Consider the following 19,492-nt stretch of genomic DNA (forward strand, 5'->3'; position numbering starts at 1 on the left):
TAGGTATATCGATTATGCGTTAAGATGGCCGCCATGAAAACTCAACGCACCCTGATCGCCGCCAGCCTCGCGCTGGCCTGCGCCGCCGCCTCCGCGCAGCAAGCGCCTATCGTTCGTGAAGCGCCGCTGCGCGCCCACCTTTCCTTCCTCGCCGACGACCTGCTCGAAGGCCGCGGCACCGGCCAGCGCGGCGGCGACCTCGCCGTGCGCTACCTGGAAACCCAGGCCGCCGCGATCGGCCTGAAGCCGCTGGCGGACGGCACGTATCGCCAGTCCGTCAAGTTCCAGGGCAGCAAACTGCTGGCCGGCAGCTCGGTGACTTTCAATGTCGGCGGCACGCGCGTGCAGCCGCAGATCGGGAAGGACATCGTCTTCGGCACCGGCAGCGGCCGCGCCGACCTGAACTTCGACGCTCCCCTGGTGTTCGTCGGCTACGGCGCCGCCGCCCCGGAAGAGAACTGGGACGACTACAAGGGCGAGGACATGAAGGGCAAGATCCTCGTGATGATGGTGAACGACCCGCAGCCGACTGCCGAAGAACCGAACCGCTTTGCCGGCAAGGCCTACACCTACTATGGCCGCTGGATGTACAAGTACGAGGAAGCGGTGCGCCGTGGCGCCGCCGGCGCGCTGCTGATCCACACCACGCCTTCCGCGTCCTACGACTGGAACGTGCCGGCAACCAGCTTCTCGCACGAGCGCTTCCACCTGCCGGGCGGCGGCAACCAGATCGAAGGCTGGATCAGCGAAGACCAGGCGCGCCGCCTGTTCGGCGCGGCCGGCTTCGATCTCGACAAGCTGCGCGCCGACGCTGAAAAGCGCGACTTCCGTCCCGTGGACCTGAAGACCAGCGCCCACGTGGAGCTGCGTTCCTCGATCCGCCAGGTCGAGCAGTTCAACGTGGTCGGCATCGTGCCGGGCAGCGATCCGAAACTGAAGGAACAGGCGGTCGTCTATTCCGCGCACTGGGACCACCTGGGCATCGACGAAGGCGCCAAGGATGGCGGCGACCATATCTATAACGGCGCCATCGACAACGCTTCCGGCTCGGCGGCCTTGCTGGCGATGGCGGCGGAGGCGGTGAAGAAGCCCGCCAAACGCTCGCAAGTTTTCCTGTGGCCGGCGGCCGAGGAACAGGGCATGCACGGCGCGGCGACCTATGTGAAGAATCCGGCCTTCCCGCTGAAGGATACGCTGGCTGACCTGAACCTGGACAGCATGAACTTCGCCGGCCGAACGAAAGATATCGGCGTGGCGGGGGCGGAGCGCAGTTCGCTGTACGAGTCGTCGGCCAGGGTGGCGAAGCAGATGGGACTGAGGCTGGCGCCGGCGATTCCGGATTTGTCCGGCGCTTACTTCCGCGCGGATCACTTCCAGTTCGCCAAGGCGGGCGTGCCGGCGTTTAATGTGGGCTCGGCCGTGTTTTCGGGCGATGGACATTTCGAGTTCGAGCATCATCATGCCGACGCGGCGGCCAGCATTGTGGGATTCAAGAAGGATTACCACACGGTGAAGGATGAGTACCACGCGAACTGGGATTTGTCCGGCATGGTGCAGCAGGCGCAGTTTACGCTGAACCTGGGGTATGAGCTGGCAAATGGCAAGACTATGCCGACGTGGAAGAAGGGGGATGCGTTCGGGCAGGTGAAGCGTTAACGACGTCGCACGGATGCGCCGGGATGCAGCGTAGGGCGGATCATTGATCCGCCGTTTATGCGGCGACGCGGGCTTCGTTTTCTTCCAGGACCGTAATAAACGCGCTGGGCGGCACGGGGCGGCTGAAATAATACCCCTGCATCTGCTGGCAGCCATGCTGGCGCAGGAAGGAGATCTGCTCCTCCGTCTCCACCCCTTCCGAAATCACTTCCAGGTCCAGGTTGGACGCCAGCGCGATGATGGTGATGACGATGGCCGCGTCGTCCGGATCCTCGGTCAGGTCGCGCACGAAAGTCTGGTCGATCTTCAGCACATCGATCTCGAAGCGCTTCAGGTGAGCCAGCGAGGAATAGCCGGTGCCGAAATCGTCGATCGCCAGCTTCACGCCCAGCTTCTTCAGCTGGCGCATCACGGTGATGGCGTGCTCCACATCGTTCATCACCGTGCTCTCGGTCAGTTCCAGTTCCAGGCACTGCGGCTTCAGGCCCGTTTCGGCCAGCACCGCCGCCACGGACTGCACGAAGTCCGGCTCCGCCATCTGGCGTGCGGACACATTGACCGCCATGCGCAGATGCTCCCGTCCTTCACTCTGCCAGGCGCGCAGCTGCTGGCAGGCGGTGCGCAGCACCCAGGCGCCCACCGGCAGGATCAGGCCCGTTTCCTCCGCCAGCGGAATGAACCGGTTCGGCGCCACCATGCCCATCTCCGGATGGCGCCAGCGGATCAACGCTTCCATGCCGACGATGCGGCCGCTGGCCGTATCCACTTGCGGCTGGTAATGCAGCTCGAATTCGCGCCGCTCCAGCGCGGTGCGCAGCGCCGACTCGATGCGCAGGCGTTCACCGAGGCGTTCGTTCATCGCCGCCGTATAGAACTGGTAATTGCTGCCGCCCATTTCCTTGGCGCGGTACATGGCGATATCGGCGCGTTCGGCCAGGATGTGGGGATCGTCGCTGTCGGCCGGATAAACGGCAATACCCGCGCTGCAGCTCATGAACAATTCCACGCCATCCAGCACCAGCGGCTCGGCCAGCTTGTCCAGCACGCGCTGCAGCTGGTCGGCGCGCGGCGCATTGCTGCCCTGTTCCGCCAGCAACAGCAAGGCGAATTCGTCGCCACCCAGGCGCGCCACCGTATCGAGTGGACGCACCGCCGCGCGCAGGCGCGCCGCCACCACTTGCAACAGGCGGTCGCCGCCCTTGTGTCCCAGGCGGCTGTTGGTGAACTTGAAGCGATCCAGGTCCATGGACACCAGCCACAGCTCGTGCCCCTTGCGTGATGCGTGCTGGATGGTTTGCAGCAGCCGGTCCTGCAGCAGCACGCGGTTCGGCAGCCCGGTCAGCGCATCGTGCGTGGCCTGGTGGTGCAGTTCGGACTCGTAAGCCTTCATCGCCGTGATGTCGTGCTGGATGGAGACGAAGTGGGTAACCCTGCCCTCGTCATCGCGCACCGGCGACAGCGTCACGTCGTTCCAGAACATCGTGCCATCCTTGCGGTAGCAGCGCAGCACGGCGTGGCCGTCGCGCTGCTCGCGGATGGCATTGCGGATTTCCGCCACGCCGTGCTGGTCCAGGTCCGCGCCGTACAGCAGGCTGGGGCTCTTGCCCTGCATATCGGCCAGGCTGTAGCCGGTGGTGTGTTCAAACGCCGGATTCACATAGACGGTGGGGTTGCCCTCGCGCGCCTCGCTGACCACGATGGAGCTGGTGCTCGATTCGATGGCGCGCTCGCGCAGGCGCAGCGCCTCGTTGACGCGCTTGAGCTGGGCCGTGCGCTCCTCCACCCGGCCCTGGATCACGCGGTTGCGCGAAGCGAGCGAACTTACATAGGCCGTGCCCAGCAGCGTGGTGACGATGCCCAGCACCAGCGTGAACAGGGAGGCCAGGTGCTCGCCCGCCATCACCGCGCGGTCCGGGCTCGCCTCCAGCATCCAGGTCTTGCCCGCCACTTCGATCGGCACTTCCACCGGCTGCACGCGCACCGGATACAGCCAGCTCGGCAGCGCCAGCCCCGCAGTTGGGGCGCGCTGGGGCGACTGGTAGACCAGCGAGTCGGGCGAAGGCTCGATGCTGGCATAGACTTTCAGGTCGGCCTGCTGCGGCGCGCCCATGCCGGACTTCTCCACGATCTTCTCGATCATTTCGCCCGGCAGCACGGCCAGCGTGGTTTCACCGATCACCGCGGCGCGCCGCGCGGCGGCATCGGTCAGCGGCGCGCCGGCGCGGTAGACCGGCATGGCAATCACCACGCCCATGCGCGAGCGGGCGCGCTGCGCCAGCGGGACCAGCTTGCCGGCCGAAGGCAGGCCGGTGGCATAGGCGCGCTCGCGTGCGGCTTCGTCGCGCGCAGGGTATAGGGTATCGAGGCCGAGGGCGCCCGCATTGTCGTCCAGCGGCTCGATGTATTCGATGGCGCGGTACAGGGGGCGGCGCCCGGCCGGCTCGGGATGGCCGTCGTGCATTTCGCGCAGGATGGCGCCCGGACGCACGGCCGCCAGCTCGGCCTCAAAAGCGGCGCGCTCTTCGTCGCGGATGAAACGGATGAAGCTTGCGCTCAGCACATAGGGACGCTGTTCCAGCAGCGGCACGGCGAACTTGCGGAATTCCTCGCGGCTCACGTCAGTCCGGCTGGCAAACAGCAGGTTGATCGCTTCCAGCCCCGTGATGGCATTGGCCAGGCCCTCGCGCAGCGCCGACACGCGGCCATGCACCTGCTGCTTGAAGGTCAGTTCCAGCCGGTCCTGTTCAAGATGGCTGACGCCGGCAAACAGCACGCCGGTCAGCCCGAATCCGCACAGCATGGCCAGCACGGCCGCCTTCGAGCGGAAGTTCCGGCCGGGCCGGCGCTCGGACGCTGCTGCTGGCGATGATTCGCTGTTCGGTTCATCCATGTCAAAATGCCATCTAAAGTGCAAGGTTAGCACGCCCTGCCATTTTCGCACGGACGTGTCATAAATGCCATACGGAAACTTTCTTTCTGTGGTATGCCTGCCGCGCGTCGCAGCGCGCTTCCCTTGGCTATACTGAAATGCCACTTACATGGAGGCGAACATGGAAAAAACATGGGGTCGTCGTGGCCGACAGCAGCCACGCGCGTATCTTCCAGGTGCGCGACGCACAGCACTCCCTCGAAGAAATTGAAGACATGGCCAATCCCCTCGGCCGGGCCGACAACAGGCAATTCCAATCCGACGCCAACGCGCAGTTCTTCAGCCCGGAAGGCGCACGGCACACTTACCAGCCGTCCGAAGATCCGGTCGAGCATGAAGTGCACCAGTTTGCACGCCAGCTGGCCCACCGCCTGGATACGGCCGCCGCGCAGAACAAGTTCCAGCATCTGTGCCTGCTCGCCGCACCGAAATTCCTCGGCCTGCTGCGCGACAGCTTGAACCGGACCACCCGCAAGCTGGTGGTCGCCGAGTCGAACAAGAATTTCGCTGCCTTCCCGCGTCCCGAAATCGAAGCCTGCGTACGGGACCTGATCAAGCCCCCTCGTCCGCAGGAGAGCTAAATGGATACTTATCCGCAGTGGATCGACGTGCATGGCGCTGACGGCAAGTTCAGCGCCTACCTCGCCGTGCCGCGCAGCGGTCAGGGTCCCGGCATCCTGCTGATTCAGGAAATCTTCGGCGTCAACGCCCATATCCGCAGTGTGGCCGACCAGTATGCGGCCGACGGCTTCGTGGTGCTGGCGCCCGATATGTTCTGGCGCCAGCAGCCGCGCGTGGAACTGGGCTACGACGAGCAGGATCGGGGCAAGGCCGCCGCCTTCATGCAAAAGGCGGACGTGGCCAAGGCCCAGCAGGACATCGCGGCCACCGCGAAGGAGCTGCGCGGCCTGCCCGGCGTGGGACAGAAAATCGTGTCCATCGGCTATTGCTGGGGCGGCCGCATGTCCTACCTGGCTGCCGCCAACGGCCATGTGGATGCGGCCGTCGCCTACTACGGCGGTGGCATCCAGAATTGCCTAGACCGGGCGGACGATATCAAGGTTCCCCTGCTGATGCATTTCGGCGGCAAGGACAGCCACATCCCGAAGGAAGCCGTGCGCAGCATCGCCGAACGCTTCGGCGAGCGGGAAGATGTGGAAATCCATCTCTATCCGGATGCGGAACACGGTTTCAACTGCTCCCACCGCAGCACGTACCACCAGCGCTCGGCAACCGAAGCCCACGGCCATACCCTGATCTTCCTCAGCGAGAACTCCTGAGCTTTTGTGCGCTGCCGCACAGATGCCCCCCAGCCCGCCCTTTAGTCTTAACAGCTGGACAACTTGAGGAGGCGGGCATGGCGGGTTCTATCAAATTGAAACTGGCGGCGTGCGCCGCGGCAGTGCTGGCGGCAGCTTGCGGCGGCGGTGGTGGCGGAGGAGGCGGCACAGTTGCGTCGCCCTCCACGCCGGCCACCCCCACGCCGACGCCAACGCCCACCTTCACCCTGGCGCTACGCGAAGTCGCGTCCGGCCTCAGCGAACCGCTGCTGCTGACGGCGCCCACCGGCGACAGCCGCCAGTTCATCGTCGAGCGGCCGGGACGCATCCGCATCCTGTCCAATGGCGCCCTGCTGCCCACGCCCTTCCTCGACTTGAGCGGGCTGATCAGCACGGCAGGCGAAGGCGGCCTGCTCTCGGTCGCCTTCCACCCGAACTACGCCAGCAATGGCCGCTTCTACGTCTATTACACGGACAAGTTCGGCAATATCGCCATCGACTCGGTGAAGGTATCGGCCAGCAATCCGAACGTGGCGGACAACCAGTCGCTGAACCGCATCATCACCATCCCCCACCCGACTTATACCAACCACTACGGCGGCATGCTGGCCTTCGGCCCGGACGGCTACCTGTACGCCGGTACGGGCGACGGCGGCAGCGCCGGCGATCCCGACAAGAATGCGCAGAACCTCGACTCCCTGCTGGGCAAGCTGCTGCGCCTGAACGTGGATACCGCCGTTGCCCCGCTGTACAACGTCCCGGCCGACAACCCCTTCGCCAACCAGGATGGCAAGCGCGGCGAAATCTGGGCCTATGGCTTGCGCAACCCATGGCGCTTCGCCTTCGACCCGGTGGACAAGCAGCTCTACATTGCGGACGTGGGCCAGGATGCGCGCGAGGAAGTGAATATCGTCGCAGCCAATACGGCGGCCGCCAACTATGGCTGGAACATCATGGAAGGCACCGGCTGCTATAACGCCACCAGCTGCAACCAGACCGGCATCACCCTGCCCAAGGTCGAATACCAGCACGGCGCCAGCAACGTCAACGGCTGCTCGATCACGGGCGGCTTTGTCTACCGCGGCAAGGATTTGCCTGAGCTGGCCGGCCGCTACCTGTACTCCGACTATTGCAAGGGCTTCCTGAAGAGCTTTGTGTACAGTAACGGGGCCGTCAGTGAACAGAAGGACTGGGCCGTGAACAATATCGGCACGTGCCGGGGTTCGGCCAGGATGCGCAGGGCGAGCTCTACCTGATGGGCGGCGACGGCAAGGTCTACAAGATCGTGCGCGGGCAGTAAGCGCTAAAATCGGAAGCTTTCGTTTCCCCTGACTGCAACCATGGCCAGACTGAAGCTTGAGTTCCCTGAAGACCAATACTGCTTTTCCACCCAGCTGACAGTGCGCGTGACCGACATCAACGGCGCCAACCACCTGGGCAACGATTCGATGATTTCAATGATTTCGGAGGCGCGGGCGCGCTTCCTGTACGAATTCGGCGTGCGGGAAACGGAGGGGGACGGCACGGGAATCATCGTCACCGACCTCGCCACCACCTACCGCGCCGAAGCGCATGCGCGCGACCAGCTGCTGTTCGAAGTGGGCGTGATGGACTTTAACAAGTACGGGGGTGATGTGATCTTCCGCATCACCCGTCCGCACGATGGCACGCTGATTGCGATGGCGAAGTCCGGCTTTGTGTTCTTTAATTATCGGCACAAGGAGGTTGTGCCGATGCCGGATGATTTTCGGGGGAAGTTTCCGCGCGTGAACTGGATCGACTGAGCAGGCAACGACGGATCAATGATCCGCCCTACTTACCCGGGCCGGTTCGAATTTTTCGCGGAACCAGTCGTCGAGCATTTGCTTCTCGTATTTCAGGTTGTCGTTGTCGTAGCGGTTGATGCGGTTCAGGTACATCATATTCGACACGCGTTCGTCGCCCGACTTGAGTACCTGTCCATTCTGCTCAAGCGAGTACTGGATCTGCATGCTGGGCCAGTCGGCGCCGCCGCGCAGGATGCGGATGTCGTCGATGCGGCGGCGGGTCGGTTCCTCGCGGCCGGCCAGGTCGATGTCCTTCACCGTGATGACCAGATCCTGCCCGGCGGGCAGCTTCTTGGCCAGCTTGGCGAAGTGTTCGCTCAGGTCCTTCATGATTTGCGCGCGGTCGCGGTCGTTGTGCGGCATATCCTGGAAGTTTTCCGGATTGTCGTACTTGACCGTCACTCCGGCCGATGCCATGCCTGCGCAGGCCAGCAGCGCGGCGGCAATAATTTGGTAGCGCATGATGTGCTCCTTCTGGTACGTGCGTCGAGCCTTGCAGCCCCTGCTATCACAATATACGCCTACCCTGCCGCACCGCAGCCGCTGAAACTAATTTTTACCAAAAAAACGGCCCGGATACAAGGCGCGATTCGGCCGCGCCGGCTCGGTGCGCGTGCGCACAGGCGGCCCGCCAGCGGCACGCCACACTGGCGTATCGCAACGCCGGGAGAGCGCCATGCCGGAAGGCCCATCCATCGTCATCCTCAGGGACCTGGCCGAAACCCTTCGAGGGCCGCACCATTGCCGAAGCCAGCGGCAACAGCAAGGCCGTGCCGTACGCAGACTTGCCGGGCCAGCCCATCCTTTCGCTGCGCAGCTGGGGCAAGCATTTCCTGATCGAGCTGCCGCTATTCAGCCTGCGCGTCCATTTCCTGATGTTCGGCTCTTATCGCATTGACGAGCGAAAAGACAGTCCACCCCGGCTCTCCCTGCAATTCGAAGAAGGCGGGGAAATGAATTTCTACACGTGCTCGATTAAGGTAATTGAAGAAGAATTGGACTACGCTTATGACTGGCGGTCGGATGTCATGGCTGACCAATGGTCAGCGGCACTGGCATTAAAGAAGTTGCGAGCTGTCCCGGACAAGCTGGCATGCGACGCGCTGCTCGACCAAAATATTTTCTCGGGTGTTGGCAACATTATCAAAAACGAAGTATTGTTTCGCTTGCGCATTCACCCTCTCTCTACAGTAACAGCACTACCGGTTACAAAGCAGAGAGAACTGGTGAAACAGGCGCGCCAATACAGCTTTGAATTCCTTGAATGGAAAAAGGCATTTGTATTGAAGCAGCATTGGCTGGTGCATACAAAGAAAATATGTCCTCGGTGCAATATCCCCTTGCATAAGGCCCACCTGGGGCTGACAAATCGGCGGACATTCTGGTGTGAGCGCTGTCAAAAGCGTTACGGAAGCCCGTAGGTGTTGTAAAGAATCCGGTAAATAGTATTGCCTGTTGTTAATAGCAGCGCTGTCGTTCTATACTCGTCCAGATGTACCTCACAAGGTGTACATCGCCCAGGACTTTGTGTCATTTTGCGGAATTCGCCTATATGTCTTTTTTGTCTTCAGCATCGCCCAAGTTAGCGCCATGGAAAATCCTGCTGGTTGATGACGAACCGGATATTCACGACATTACCAAGCTGACCCTGAGCCGCTTCCGCCTGGAAGGCCGCGGCCTGACTTTCCTCCACGCTTACAGCGGCGCCGAAGCCAAGGAAGTGCTGGCGCGTGAATCGGATATTGCCCTCGTCTTCCTCGACGTGGTGATGGAAAAGGAGGACTCCGGCCTGGAAGTGGCGCGCTGGATGCGCCAGGACCTGGACAACCAGTTCACCCGCATTGTGCTGCGCACCGGCCAGCCCGGCCAGGCGCCCGAAGAGCGCGTGATCGTCAATTACGACATCAACGATTACAAGGAAAAGACGGAGCTGGACCGCACCAAGCTGTTCACCACGACTTTTGCCGCCCTGCGCGCCTATCGCGACATCATGAAGGTCGAGGAAGCGCGCCGCGCCCAGGCCCATTACCGCGAAGGCCTGGAGCGCGTGATTGCCGCCTCCGCCCACATCTTCCAGCAGCGTAACCTGAAGGACTTCGCCAACGGCCTGCTGCAGCAGGTGGTGGCGCTGCTGCGCCTGGAGAACAGCATGCTGCTGCGCCTGCGCGGCGCAACGGCGATCACGGGCGAAAACGAATACGAAATCCTGGCCCAGATCGGGCAGGAAGAAGACACCCTGCTGACGCCGGAGCTGCTGTCCCACCTGAAGGATGCCGAGAGCAACAAGATCTCGCGCATGCTGGGCGATACCTACGTCGGCTACTTCCCCAACAACAGCGGCAAGGCTTCGCTGCTGGTCCTGAAGGGTGTGGAAGAGATTTCCGAAATCGACGGCAAGCTACTGGAAATCTTCTGCAGCGGCGTGGCCATCGCCTTCGACAATATCCTGCTGACGCAGGAGATCACCGATACCCAGGCAGAACTGATCATGCGCCTCGGCGACGTGGTCGAATCGCGCTCGAACGAAGCGGGCAACCACGTGCGCCGCATGTCCGAATTCTGCTTCCTGCTGGCGCAGGCCGCGGGCATGCCGGAAGATGAAACAGCCGTGCTGCGCCACGCTGCGCCGATGCACGATATCGGCAAGATCGCCACGCCGGATTCGGTGCTGCTCAAGCCGGGCAAGCTCGATGCGGCGGAATGGGAAATCATGAAGCAGCACCCGGCGGTGGGCTTGTCCATCCTGGACGGCTCGCAGCGGCCGATCTTAAAGGCCGCCGCGGTGATCGCTTACCAGCACCATGAGAAGTTTGACGGCAGCGGCTATCCGCAGGGGCTGAAGGGCGAGAACATCCACGAATACGCCCGCATCGTCGCCGTCGCCGACGTGTTCGATGCGCTGATGCACAAGCGCTGCTACAAGGATGCGTGGCCGGTGGAGGAAGTGATGATCCACATGCGCGAGGTGGCGGGCAAGCACCTCGATCCGAAGTATGTGGAGCTGCTGATCAGGAATATCGACAAGGCGCTGGCGATTAACGAGCGGTTCCCGGACTGAGCACACACGGCGGATCAATGATCCGCCCTACGCAGTGTTGGCGGTACCCCGTTATAAATGTCACGTTGACGCGTAGGGCGGATCGTTTTGATCCGCCGTGCGTGCTACGCCGCTACCTTACGCTGGTCGCGGGGGAAGCGGAGGTGGTAGTGCAAGCCCATGCCGGGCGACGAAACCACCTTAACCGTCCCGCCCAACGGCCCCGTGACCAGGTTGTACAGGATATGCGCCCCCAGCCCGCTGCCGCCCGAGCCACGCTTGGTGGTGAAGAAGGGATCGAACAGCTGCTGCAGCGTCGCCGGGTCCATGCCCACGCCATCATCGCTGTAATCGAACACCACGTGATCGCCCTCCAGCCTGCCCGCGATGCGGATCTTGCCGGACTGGCCCTCCTCGAAGCCGTGCACCAGCGAGTTCACGACCATATTCGTCACGATCTGCGACACGGCGCCGGGGAAGCTCTCCATATTGATGTCGGAGGGGCATTCCACGCTCACTTCGATCGGCTTCCCTTTCAGCTTGGGCTGCAGTGACAGCAGCACCTCGTCCAGGTATTTGCGCAGGTTGAAGTGGCGGATATTGTCCGAAGACTGATCGACCGCGACCTGCTTGAAGCTGCGCACCAGCGCGGCCGCGCGCTGGGTATTGGTGGTCATGATCTTCAGCGACTGGTCTATCGTATCGAAGAAACCGTTCAGGCCATCCTCATCGAGCACGCCGTCGGCCAGATCCTGTTTGGTCAGGCGCAGTTCCTCGACCAGGTGGGAAGTCGCCGTCACGCAGATGCCCAGCGGCGTATTGATTTCGTGCGCCACGCCGGCCACGAGGCGGCCCAGCGACGCCAGCTTCTCCTGGCGCACCAGTTCCGATTGTGCATCCTGAAGCTGATTGATGGCGGTGGCCAGCGCCGTGTTCTGCTCTTCCAGTTCCGTCTTGGCGCGGCGGATCGCCAGGTCGGCGCGCGTGCGCGCGATAGCGACGGCCGTGTGGCTGGCCATGAAGGCCAGGATGTCCATCTCGGCCTGGGTATAGGTCACGCTCTCGTCGTAGCTTTGCACGATGATCACGCCATAAGCCTGGTCGCCCAGCAGCATGGGCGCGCCCATCCAGCTGGAGATGCCCTGGTTGCCCAGCGGCTCATTGATCTCGCCGGACGCCAGCAGCGCGGCAAAGCCCGGGCCATCGAGCAAAGTCGGCGCGCGGCGCTTCAACACGAAGGAACTCATGCCGATGCCATACTCGAAGCGCTTCACCGGCGCGTCCACGTCCTTCTCGTCGACAAAATAGGGAATCGAGATTTCTTCCGTCTTCGCGTGAAACAGCGCGATGAGGAAATTACGGGCCGTGATCAGCTCACTGATGATTTCGTGCAGGTGGCGATACAGGTCGCGCGGATCGGATTCCGTGGAAGCGGCGGCGGACAGGCTGGCGATCTCGTACAGCGCGCGCTGCAGCTTCTCCGCCTTGCTGCGCTCGGCCACTTCGCGTTCCAGTTCCAGCGTGCGCTCGTGCACGGCGCGCTCCAGGCGGTCCATGCTTTGCAGGCCTTGCAGCGCGCTGGACACGTGGTTGGCGATCTGCGCGAACAGGGCCTGGTCTTCGTCACTGTAGGTGTGCTGCCGATCGTAACTCTGGATCACCATCGCGCCGATCACCTCGTGGTTCTGGTCCATCAGCGGACAGCCCATCCAGTGCTCCGCCACCGTGCCCACGCCGAAGTCGTCCTCGCCGCGCGCCAGCTGGTCGGCAGCCGTCATCACCAGGCGCTGTCCGTTCAGGATGACCCAGGCGGTTGGCGATTCATCGGGCGATGCCAGCTGCACCAGCTGGTCGCGGTAGGGATGGTCGTCCACTTCATCGACGAAGTAGACAAAACGGACAGCATTGCCTTCCGCCTCGCGGTCGCACAGCGCCACATAGAAATTGGCCGCATACATGATGCGGCCCAGCGCAGCGTGCACCGATTGCAGGAACACGGCGATATCGGTGCAGCTGCTTGAGAGCTGGCCGATTTCCAGCAGAATCTCCTGGACTGCTTCCAGGCGGCGAAGACGGCTTTCGCTTTCCATAATTTCCCTAGTTTTGGTGCGTCTGGGAAATATATCAGGCCGCCCCTGTTAGGGCCAGCCTGAAGGCGCAAATGCAACAGCTACGGCCGGCCGAACCCGCCCTCGATCCAGGCCGACGCACTGGACGTGGTCAATTTGAAATCGGGCCGCGCGCGCACGCTGGCCACTTCCTCGCCGAAGGCGTCGACCGCGCTGAGGGTGGCGGTAGGATTATCCTCGTCCGGATCGATATCCAGCTTCACCGTCAGCTCGCCCACGCGCACGGACTTGTGCAATTGCGCGTGCAGCTGCTGCTCATGGCGGCGCAGCACTTCGCTTGCCGTTTTGACCAGTGTGTTGAAGGCGTTGATATCCAGCGGCTTGCGGATTTTTCTTGTCGCGGCCCATGGTCCAGGGGCCGACCAGGGCCGGTTCCGGCTCGCCGTCCTGGTACATGGCGACGGCCCAGCCATCGTCATCTTCGTTCTTGATCACCCGCGCGGTCCAGCCATTGCCCTGCCATACGCGGTCTTCCTGGATCGGGGCTGTTTCATCGTCAAATTCGCTCATGGCCGGCATGATAAAGCAAAGCGGGCGACGATGTTATACTGCTCCGCATGGTCCGCCGCTTCGTCTACCTGCTGCTTGTCGCTTTCACACTCCAGCTTAGCTGGGGGACGATTGCCGCCTATTGCGAGCACGAGTCCGGACGTGCCGCGCGCCACCTCGGCCACCACGAGCATTCTCCTGCCACGGCCGATGCCGCCGACGCCGCGTCCACTGCCGCCAGCGACCACGGCGACCAGTCCGGCGCCGCGAAAAAGTCCGCCGGCCACACGCACTGCTCCTCTTGCTCGCACGCCGCGCTGGCGGCGATCGAGCTTGACGGCGGTCACGCGCACCCGCAAGCGATTGCCATCGCCGCGGCGGCGCCGATCATCCGCATCTCCTCCGCTTACTTAGCTCCGCCTGAACGCCCCCAGTGGCTGCACGCTGCCTGATCCCGGCTCGCGGGTAATGTCCCGCGCCGCCGGATAGCCATCGTGTTCATCCACTGGAGTTATCCATGCAAATCCGAATTCCCTTGCGGGGATGGGCCTGCGCCTTGGCGCTGTCCATTCCGGCGGGCCTTTCCTGCGCAGCCGAGACGCTGACGCTGGAGCAGGCCATCGCCCGCGCCTACGCGGCGAATCCTTCATTACGGGCCGTGTCGCACGGCGTAGCCATTGCCGATGCAGAGCGCGAGCAGGCCGGCGCGCTGCCGAACCCTGAATTTTCTTATCTGCGCGAGGGCAGCGATACGCGCACCGTACAGGTGTCGCAGGCGCTGGAGCTGGGCGGCAAGCGTGGCGCGCGCATCGGCGTCGCCGACCGCCAGCGTCAGCTCGCTGTCGACGCGCTGGCCGTGCAGCGTACCGCGCTGCGGGCTGACGTGACCGCCGCTTATCTGGACGCGCTGCTGGCGTCCCAGCGCGTGGAGCTGGCGCAGGCGGAGCTTGATCTGGCCGCCCAGGCCACGTCCGCCGCCTCACGCCGCGTGGCCGCCGGCAAAATCTCGCCGATAGAGCAAACCCGCTCCAGTGTCGCCGAAGCCGGCGCCCGCCTCGAGCTGACCCAGGCCAGCGCAGCCCTCACCCTCGCCCGCCGCAAGCTCGCTGCCCTCTGGGCCGGCAAGTCCGACGCCAGCCCAGCCGCCGTCGCCTCCGGTCAGAGCGCCGCGGTGGCCGCGTCCGCCGTTCTGCGCGGCGAGTCCACGGCGATCCCGGCACAGCTTGACGCCGGCGCATCTCCCCTGCCCGCCCGCCGTGCGGACGAGCAGCTCGTGGCGCCGGCGCTGGTGGAAGCGCAAGTGCCGCCGCTGCAAGAACTGCTGGCGCGGCTGGAAGGCGGGCCCGCCATCAGGCACGCCCGCGCCAACGTCGCGCACGCCGAAGCGCAATCGAAGCTGGAGCGCGCCAGGCGCGTGCCGGACGTAACACTCACCCTGGGCAGCAAGCGCGAAGCCGCCGATCCGTCGCGCAGCCAGACCGTGGCGGGCATCGCCATCCCCCTGCCCCTGTTCGACCGCAACCAAGGCAATGTGCTCGCCGCGCTGCGCCGCGCCGACCAGGCGCGTGACCAACTGGAAGCCGAGCGCCTGCGCCAGCGGGAAGCGCTGGCCGAAGCCTGGCAGCGCGCCGACGTCGCGCAAACCCAGCTGGCCGCCATCCAGCAATCCGTGCTGCCGCCGGCAAGGGAAGCCTACGCCGCCTCAGTCAAAGGCTTCGAACTGGGCAAGTTCAGCTTCCTGGACGTGCTGGACGCCCAGCGCACCTTGTTCGGCGCGCGCGCCCAATTTCTGACCGCCTTGTCTGACCGCTACCGCGCCATCGCCGACCTGCAGCGCCACATTGAAGGACCCGCACAATGAACACGAACAAACGCAGCATCCTTACCATCCTCGCCATCGGCGCCGTACTGGCCGCAGCCATCCTGCTCTGGCAGCGCGCGCCCGCGCACAACGACGAACATGGCGAACACGCCGCCGCGGAAAAGGAACACGAAGGCCTGGTCGAACTGAGCGAAGAACAGATCAAGGCCGCCAATATCAGCACCGAGCGCGCCGGCAGCGCCGCCATCGCGCAAGCCGTGCAGCTGCCCGGCGAAGTGCGCTTCAACGAAGACCGTACGGCGCACATCGTGCCGCGCCTGCCGGGCGTGGCGGAAAGCGTGTCCGCCGACCTCGGGCAGCAGGTGAAGAAAGGCCAGGTGCTGGCCGTGATCTCCAGCCCGGAACTGGCCGAACTGCGCAGCGCCGAACTGGCGGCGCGCAAGCGTCTCGACCTCGCGCGCCTGACCTACGAGCGCGAGCAGGAACTGTGGCAGGACAAGATCTCCGCCGAGCAGGATTTCCTGCAGGCGCGCCAGTCGCTGCGCGAGGCGGAAATCACCGAACAGGCGGCCAGCGCCAAGCTGTCCGCCCTCGGTGCGCCCGACGAGCGGCAGGCGCTGAGCCGCTATGTGCTGCGCGCCCCCTTCGACGGCATCGTCGTCGAAAAGCATATCGCGCTGGGCGAAGCGGTGAAGGAAGACGCGAATGTCTTCCTGCTGTCCGACCTCTCGACCGTCTGGGTCGAAGTCGTGGTCACGCCGCAGGACCTGGAAGCGGTGCGCGTGGGCGACAAAGCCACCGTGCAATCGTCCGCCACCGGCGCCAGGGCCACGGGCGTGATCAGCCACGTGGGCGCCCTGCTCGGCGAACAGACCCGCACCGCCAAGGCCCGCGTGGTGCTGGACAATCCGCAGCGCGCCTGGCGTCCCGGCCTGCTGGTCAACGTGGCATTGCAGCGCGGCGAGCGCAGCGTGCCCATCGCCGTGAAGGCGGACGCGGTCCATAGCACCGATGGCAAGCAGGTCGTCTACGTGCGGCACAAGGAAGGCTTCGAAGCGCTGCCGGTACGCACCGGCGCCGGAGACGGCAGCATGGTCGAAATCCTTGAGGGCCTGAAGCCGGGCGCCGAATACGCAGCCAGCGGCAGCTTCGTGCTGAAAGCGCAGCAGGGCAAAGACGGCGCAAGCCACGATCACTGAAACGGGGATGACCATGTTTGAACGACTGATACGCTTCGCCATCGCGCAGCGCTGGCTGGTCCTGCTCGCCGTGCTGGCCATGGCCGCCGTGGGCGCCTACAGCTACCGCCTGCTACCCATCGACGCCGTGCCGGACATCACCAACGTCCAGGTCCAGATCAACACCGCAGCGCCAGGCTACTCGCCGCTGGAAACCGAGCAGCGCATCACCTATCCGGTGGAGAACGCAATGGCCGGCCTGCCCGGCATCGAGCAAACGCGTTCGCTTTCCCGCTATGGCCTGTCGCAGGTGACCGTGGTCTTCAAGGACGGCACGGACATCTACTTTGCCCGCCAACTGGTCAACCAGCGCATCCAGGAAGCGCGCGACCGCCTGCCTCCTGGTATTGCGCCGGCCATGGGTCCGATCTCGTCCGGCCTGGGCGAAATCTACCTGTGGACGGTGGAAGCGGAGCCGGACGCGCGCAAGGCCGACGGCACACCCTACACGCCGGCCGACCTGCGAGAAGTGCAGGACTGGATCATCAAGCCCCAGCTGCGCCAAGTCACGGGCGTCACCGAGATCAACACCATCGGCGGCTACTCGAAGGAATACCACATTACGCCCGATCCGCTGAAGCTCAGTGGCCACGGCCTCACGCTGCAGCAGGTGGTGGCCGCGATCGAACGCAATAACGGCAATGTGGGCGCCGGCTACATCGAGCGCAGTGGCGAGCAGTTGCTGGTGCGCGCACCGGGCCAGTTGCGCACGCTGGACGACCTGCGCAATACAGTGCTCACCACCGTGCAGGGCGTGCCCGTGCGCGTGCGCGACGTGGCCGAAGTAGGCCTGGGCCGCGAGCTGCGCACCGGCGCCGCCACCGAGAATGGACGCGAGGTGGTGCTGGGCACCGTCTTCATGCTGATCGGCGAGAACAGCCGCGCCGTGGCGCATGCCGTTGCCACCCGCATGCAGGAAATTGCCGCCACGCTGCCGAAGGGCGTGAAGGCCGTTCCCGTCTACGACCGCACGGTGCTGGTGGACAAGGCTATCGCCACCGTTCGCAACAACCTGCTGGAAGGCGCCGCCCTGGTGGTGGCGATTCTCTTCCTCTTCCTCGGCAACCTGCGCGCGGCGCTGATCACGGCGATGGTGATTCCGCTCTCCATGCTGTTCACCTTCTCCGGCATGGTGGCTTACCGCGTGAGCGCCAACCTGATGAGCCTTGGTGCGCTGGACTTCGGCATCATCGTGGACGGCGCCGTGGTCATCGTGGAGAACTGCGTGCGCCGCCTGGCCCACGCCCAGCACGCGAAGGGCCGCGCCCTGACCCGCGCCGAACGCTTCGAGGAAGTATTTGCCGCCGCCCGCGAGGCGCGCCGCCCGCTGCTGTTCGGGCAATTGATCATCATGGTGGTGTACCTGCCCATCTTCGCACTGACGGGCGTGGAAGGCCGCATGTTCCACCCGATGGCGATCACCGTGGTGGTGGCGCTGCTGGGCGCCATGCTGCTGTCCATCACCTTCGTCCCCGCCGCCGTGGCGCTGTTCATCGGCGAGCGCGTGGATGAACGCGAAAACCGCCTGATGGCGGCAGCGCGCCGCGCCTATATGCCGCTGCTGGATGGCGTGCTGCGCCAGGGTGCGCCCGTGCTGACGGGCGCCGGTGTGCTGGTGGCGCTATCCCTGCTGCTGGCCCTGCGCATGGGCAGCGAATTTGTGCCCAGCCTGAACGAGGGCGACCTGGCGCTGCAGGCGCTGCGCATCCCCGGCACGAGCCTGAGCCAGTCGCTGGAAATGCAGAAGCAGCTGGAGGCAGGGCTGAAGGCGAACGTGCCGGAAGTGGAGCGCGTGTTCACGCGCACCGGTACTGCGGAAATCGCCTCCGACCCCATGCCGCCGAATATTTCGGACGGCTTCATCATGCTCAAGCCGCAGCGCGAGTGGACCAGGCCGCGCGAGGAAATCATCGAAGCGGTGGAGAAGGAAGCGGCGCGCCATCCCGGCAATGGCTATGAGCTGTCGCAACCGATCCAGCTGCGCTTCAACGAGCTGATTTCGGGCGTGCGCAGCGACGTGGCCGTGAAGATCTATGGCGACGATATGGAGGTGCTGGCGAACAGCGGCCAGCAGGTGGCCAAGGTCCTGCAGCGCATCCGCGGCGCGGCCGAAGTGAAGGTGGAGCAGACTGCCGGCCTGCCCGTGCTGACTGTGACCGCCGACCGCGAAAAGGCGGCGCGCTTCGGCCTGAATATCGCCGACATCCAGGATGCGCTGGCCATCGCCACCGGCGGCCGCGAAGCCGGCGCCATCTTCGACGGCGACCGCCGCTTCGCCATCATGGTGCGCCTGCCCGAATCGCTGCGCGGCGATCCGTCCGCCCTGCGCCGCCTGCCGATTCCGCTGCCGCCGCAGGCCGGTTCGGCCGCCGCCTTCATCCCGCTGGGCGAAGTGGCGGCAATCGACGTGGCGCCGGGCCCGAACCAGGTGAGCCGCGAAAACGGCAAGCGCCGCATCGTGGTCAGCGCCAATGTGCGGGGACGCGATATCGGCTCCTTCGTGGCGGAGGCGGAGGAAGCGATGGCCGCCGTCCAGCTGCCGGCCGGCTATTGGACCAGCTGGGGCGGCACCTTCGAGCAGCTGCAGTCCGCCACGCGCCGCCTGCAACTGGTGGTGCCGCTGGCCCTGGGCCTGGTATTCACCCTGCTCTTCATCATGTTCGGCAATGTGAAGGATGGCTTGCTGGTCTTCACCGGCATCCCCTTCGCGCTCACGGGCGGCATTGCGGCGCTCGCGCTGCGCGGCATTCCGCTGTCGATTTCCGCCGCCGTGGGTTTCATCGCGCTATGCGGGGTCGCGGTGCTGAACGGACTGGTGATGATTTCCTTCATCCGCGGCTTGCGGGAGGAAGGCATGGGACTGGATGTAGCGATCCGCCACGGCGCACTGACGCGCCTGCGGCCGGTGCTGATGACGGCGCTGGTGGCTTCGCTGGGTTTCCTGCCGATGGCGCTGGCCAAGGGCACGGGCGCCGAGGTCCAGCGCCCGCTGGCGACGGTGGTCATCGGCGGCATCCTGTCTTCCACCGCGCTGACCTTGCTGGTCCTGCCCCTCCTCTACCGCCGCGCGCACCGCTAACGCAAAT

At 64.5% G+C, this 19,492-nt stretch carries 14 protein-coding genes and 1 pseudogene; 11 read left to right on the top strand and 4 right to left on the bottom strand.

Going from position 1 to position 19,492, the window contains the following annotated elements; genetic code table 11:
* The first annotated feature begins 33 nt into the window (after positions 1–33).
* Positions 34–1,656: a M28 family peptidase gene (locus ACHMW6_RS31110; RefSeq protein ID WP_395402883.1), complete on the top strand. Its 1,623-nt coding sequence runs from the start codon at positions 34–36 to the stop codon at positions 1,654–1,656.
* Positions 1,657–1,711: 55 nt separating this feature from the next.
* On the opposite strand, the gene ACHMW6_RS31115 is transcribed toward ACHMW6_RS31110, so the two are convergent.
* On the bottom strand, positions 1,712–4,546 hold the full coding sequence (locus tag ACHMW6_RS31115) for an EAL domain-containing protein (RefSeq protein ID WP_395402885.1): 2,835 nt from the start codon (positions 4,544–4,546) through the stop codon (positions 1,712–1,714).
* A 137-nt stretch (positions 4,547–4,683) separates the two neighbouring features.
* Between ACHMW6_RS31115 and ACHMW6_RS31120 the strand changes: the two genes are divergently transcribed.
* The 4 genes from ACHMW6_RS31120 (at position 4,684) to ACHMW6_RS31135 (ending at position 7,649) form a co-directional block, all read left to right on the top strand.
* A complete protein-coding gene (locus ACHMW6_RS31120; RefSeq protein WP_395402887.1) occupies positions 4,684–5,166 on the top strand; it encodes a host attachment protein in 483 nt (160 codons plus the stop codon).
* Complete coding sequence (locus tag ACHMW6_RS31125; RefSeq protein WP_395402889.1) at positions 5,167–5,865, top strand: dienelactone hydrolase family protein; 699 nt, start codon at positions 5,167–5,169, stop codon at positions 5,863–5,865. It begins immediately after the preceding gene.
* Between the two features lie 77 nt (positions 5,866–5,942).
* Positions 5,943–7,121 (top strand): PQQ-dependent sugar dehydrogenase, encoded by a 1,179-nt coding sequence (locus tag ACHMW6_RS31130; protein WP_395402891.1) that lies wholly within the window; start codon positions 5,943–5,945, stop codon positions 7,119–7,121.
* An 84-nt stretch (positions 7,122–7,205) separates the two neighbouring features.
* Positions 7,206–7,649, top strand: a complete 444-nt coding sequence (locus ACHMW6_RS31135) for a thioesterase family protein (RefSeq protein ID WP_395402893.1) — start codon at positions 7,206–7,208, stop codon at positions 7,647–7,649.
* A gap of 15 nt (positions 7,650–7,664) precedes the next feature.
* On the opposite strand, the gene ACHMW6_RS31140 is transcribed toward ACHMW6_RS31135, so the two are convergent.
* Positions 7,665–8,153, bottom strand: coding sequence for a DUF3016 domain-containing protein (locus ACHMW6_RS31140; protein ID WP_395402895.1), 489 nt, complete (start codon positions 8,151–8,153; stop codon positions 7,665–7,667).
* A 308-nt stretch (positions 8,154–8,461) separates the two neighbouring features.
* Here ACHMW6_RS31140 and ACHMW6_RS31145 point away from each other — a divergent pair, with 308 nt between their 5' ends.
* Both ACHMW6_RS31145 and ACHMW6_RS31150 read left to right on the top strand, forming a co-directional pair.
* The gene (locus tag ACHMW6_RS31145; protein ID WP_395402897.1) at positions 8,462–9,112 is read left to right on the top strand and encodes a DNA-formamidopyrimidine glycosylase family protein; all 651 of its coding nucleotides are present in this window, start codon (positions 8,462–8,464) and stop codon (positions 9,110–9,112) included.
* Positions 9,113–9,243: 131 nt separating this feature from the next.
* On the top strand, positions 9,244–10,749 hold the full coding sequence (locus ACHMW6_RS31150; RefSeq protein ID WP_395402899.1) for an HD domain-containing phosphohydrolase: 1,506 nt from the start codon (positions 9,244–9,246) through the stop codon (positions 10,747–10,749).
* A gap of 104 nt (positions 10,750–10,853) precedes the next feature.
* Here ACHMW6_RS31150 and ACHMW6_RS31155 read toward each other — a convergent pair whose 3' ends face one another.
* Positions 10,854–12,818: a GAF domain-containing protein gene (locus ACHMW6_RS31155; RefSeq protein ID WP_395402901.1), complete on the bottom strand. Its 1,965-nt coding sequence runs from the start codon at positions 12,816–12,818 to the stop codon at positions 10,854–10,856.
* Positions 12,819–12,898: 80 nt separating this feature from the next.
* A pseudogene (locus ACHMW6_RS31160) lies at positions 12,899–13,376 on the bottom strand (hypothetical protein).
* 38 nt (positions 13,377–13,414) lie between these two features.
* Between ACHMW6_RS31160 and ACHMW6_RS31165 the strand changes: the two are divergent.
* The 4 genes from ACHMW6_RS31165 to ACHMW6_RS31180 all read left to right on the top strand — a co-directional run bounded on the left by ACHMW6_RS31165 (position 13,415) and on the right by ACHMW6_RS31180 (position 19,485).
* Positions 13,415–13,798 (top strand): hypothetical protein, encoded by a 384-nt coding sequence (locus ACHMW6_RS31165; protein WP_395402903.1) that lies wholly within the window; start codon positions 13,415–13,417, stop codon positions 13,796–13,798.
* A gap of 65 nt (positions 13,799–13,863) precedes the next feature.
* Positions 13,864–15,207: a TolC family protein gene (locus ACHMW6_RS31170; RefSeq protein ID WP_395402905.1), complete on the top strand. Its 1,344-nt coding sequence runs from the start codon at positions 13,864–13,866 to the stop codon at positions 15,205–15,207.
* A complete protein-coding gene (locus ACHMW6_RS31175; protein WP_395402907.1) occupies positions 15,204–16,367 on the top strand; it encodes an efflux RND transporter periplasmic adaptor subunit in 1,164 nt (387 codons plus the stop codon). The genes ACHMW6_RS31170 and ACHMW6_RS31175 overlap by 4 nt, the downstream gene beginning before the upstream one ends.
* Positions 16,368–16,380: 13 nt before the next feature.
* Entirely contained in the window at positions 16,381–19,485 is a 3,105-nt protein-coding gene (locus tag ACHMW6_RS31180) for a CusA/CzcA family heavy metal efflux RND transporter (protein ID WP_395402909.1), read from the top strand.
* The last annotated feature ends 7 nt before the right edge of the window (positions 19,486–19,492 follow it).

The organism is Pseudoduganella sp. UC29_106 (genome assembly GCF_044055365.1).
Lineage (GTDB): Bacteria > Pseudomonadota > Gammaproteobacteria > Burkholderiales > Burkholderiaceae_D > Rugamonas.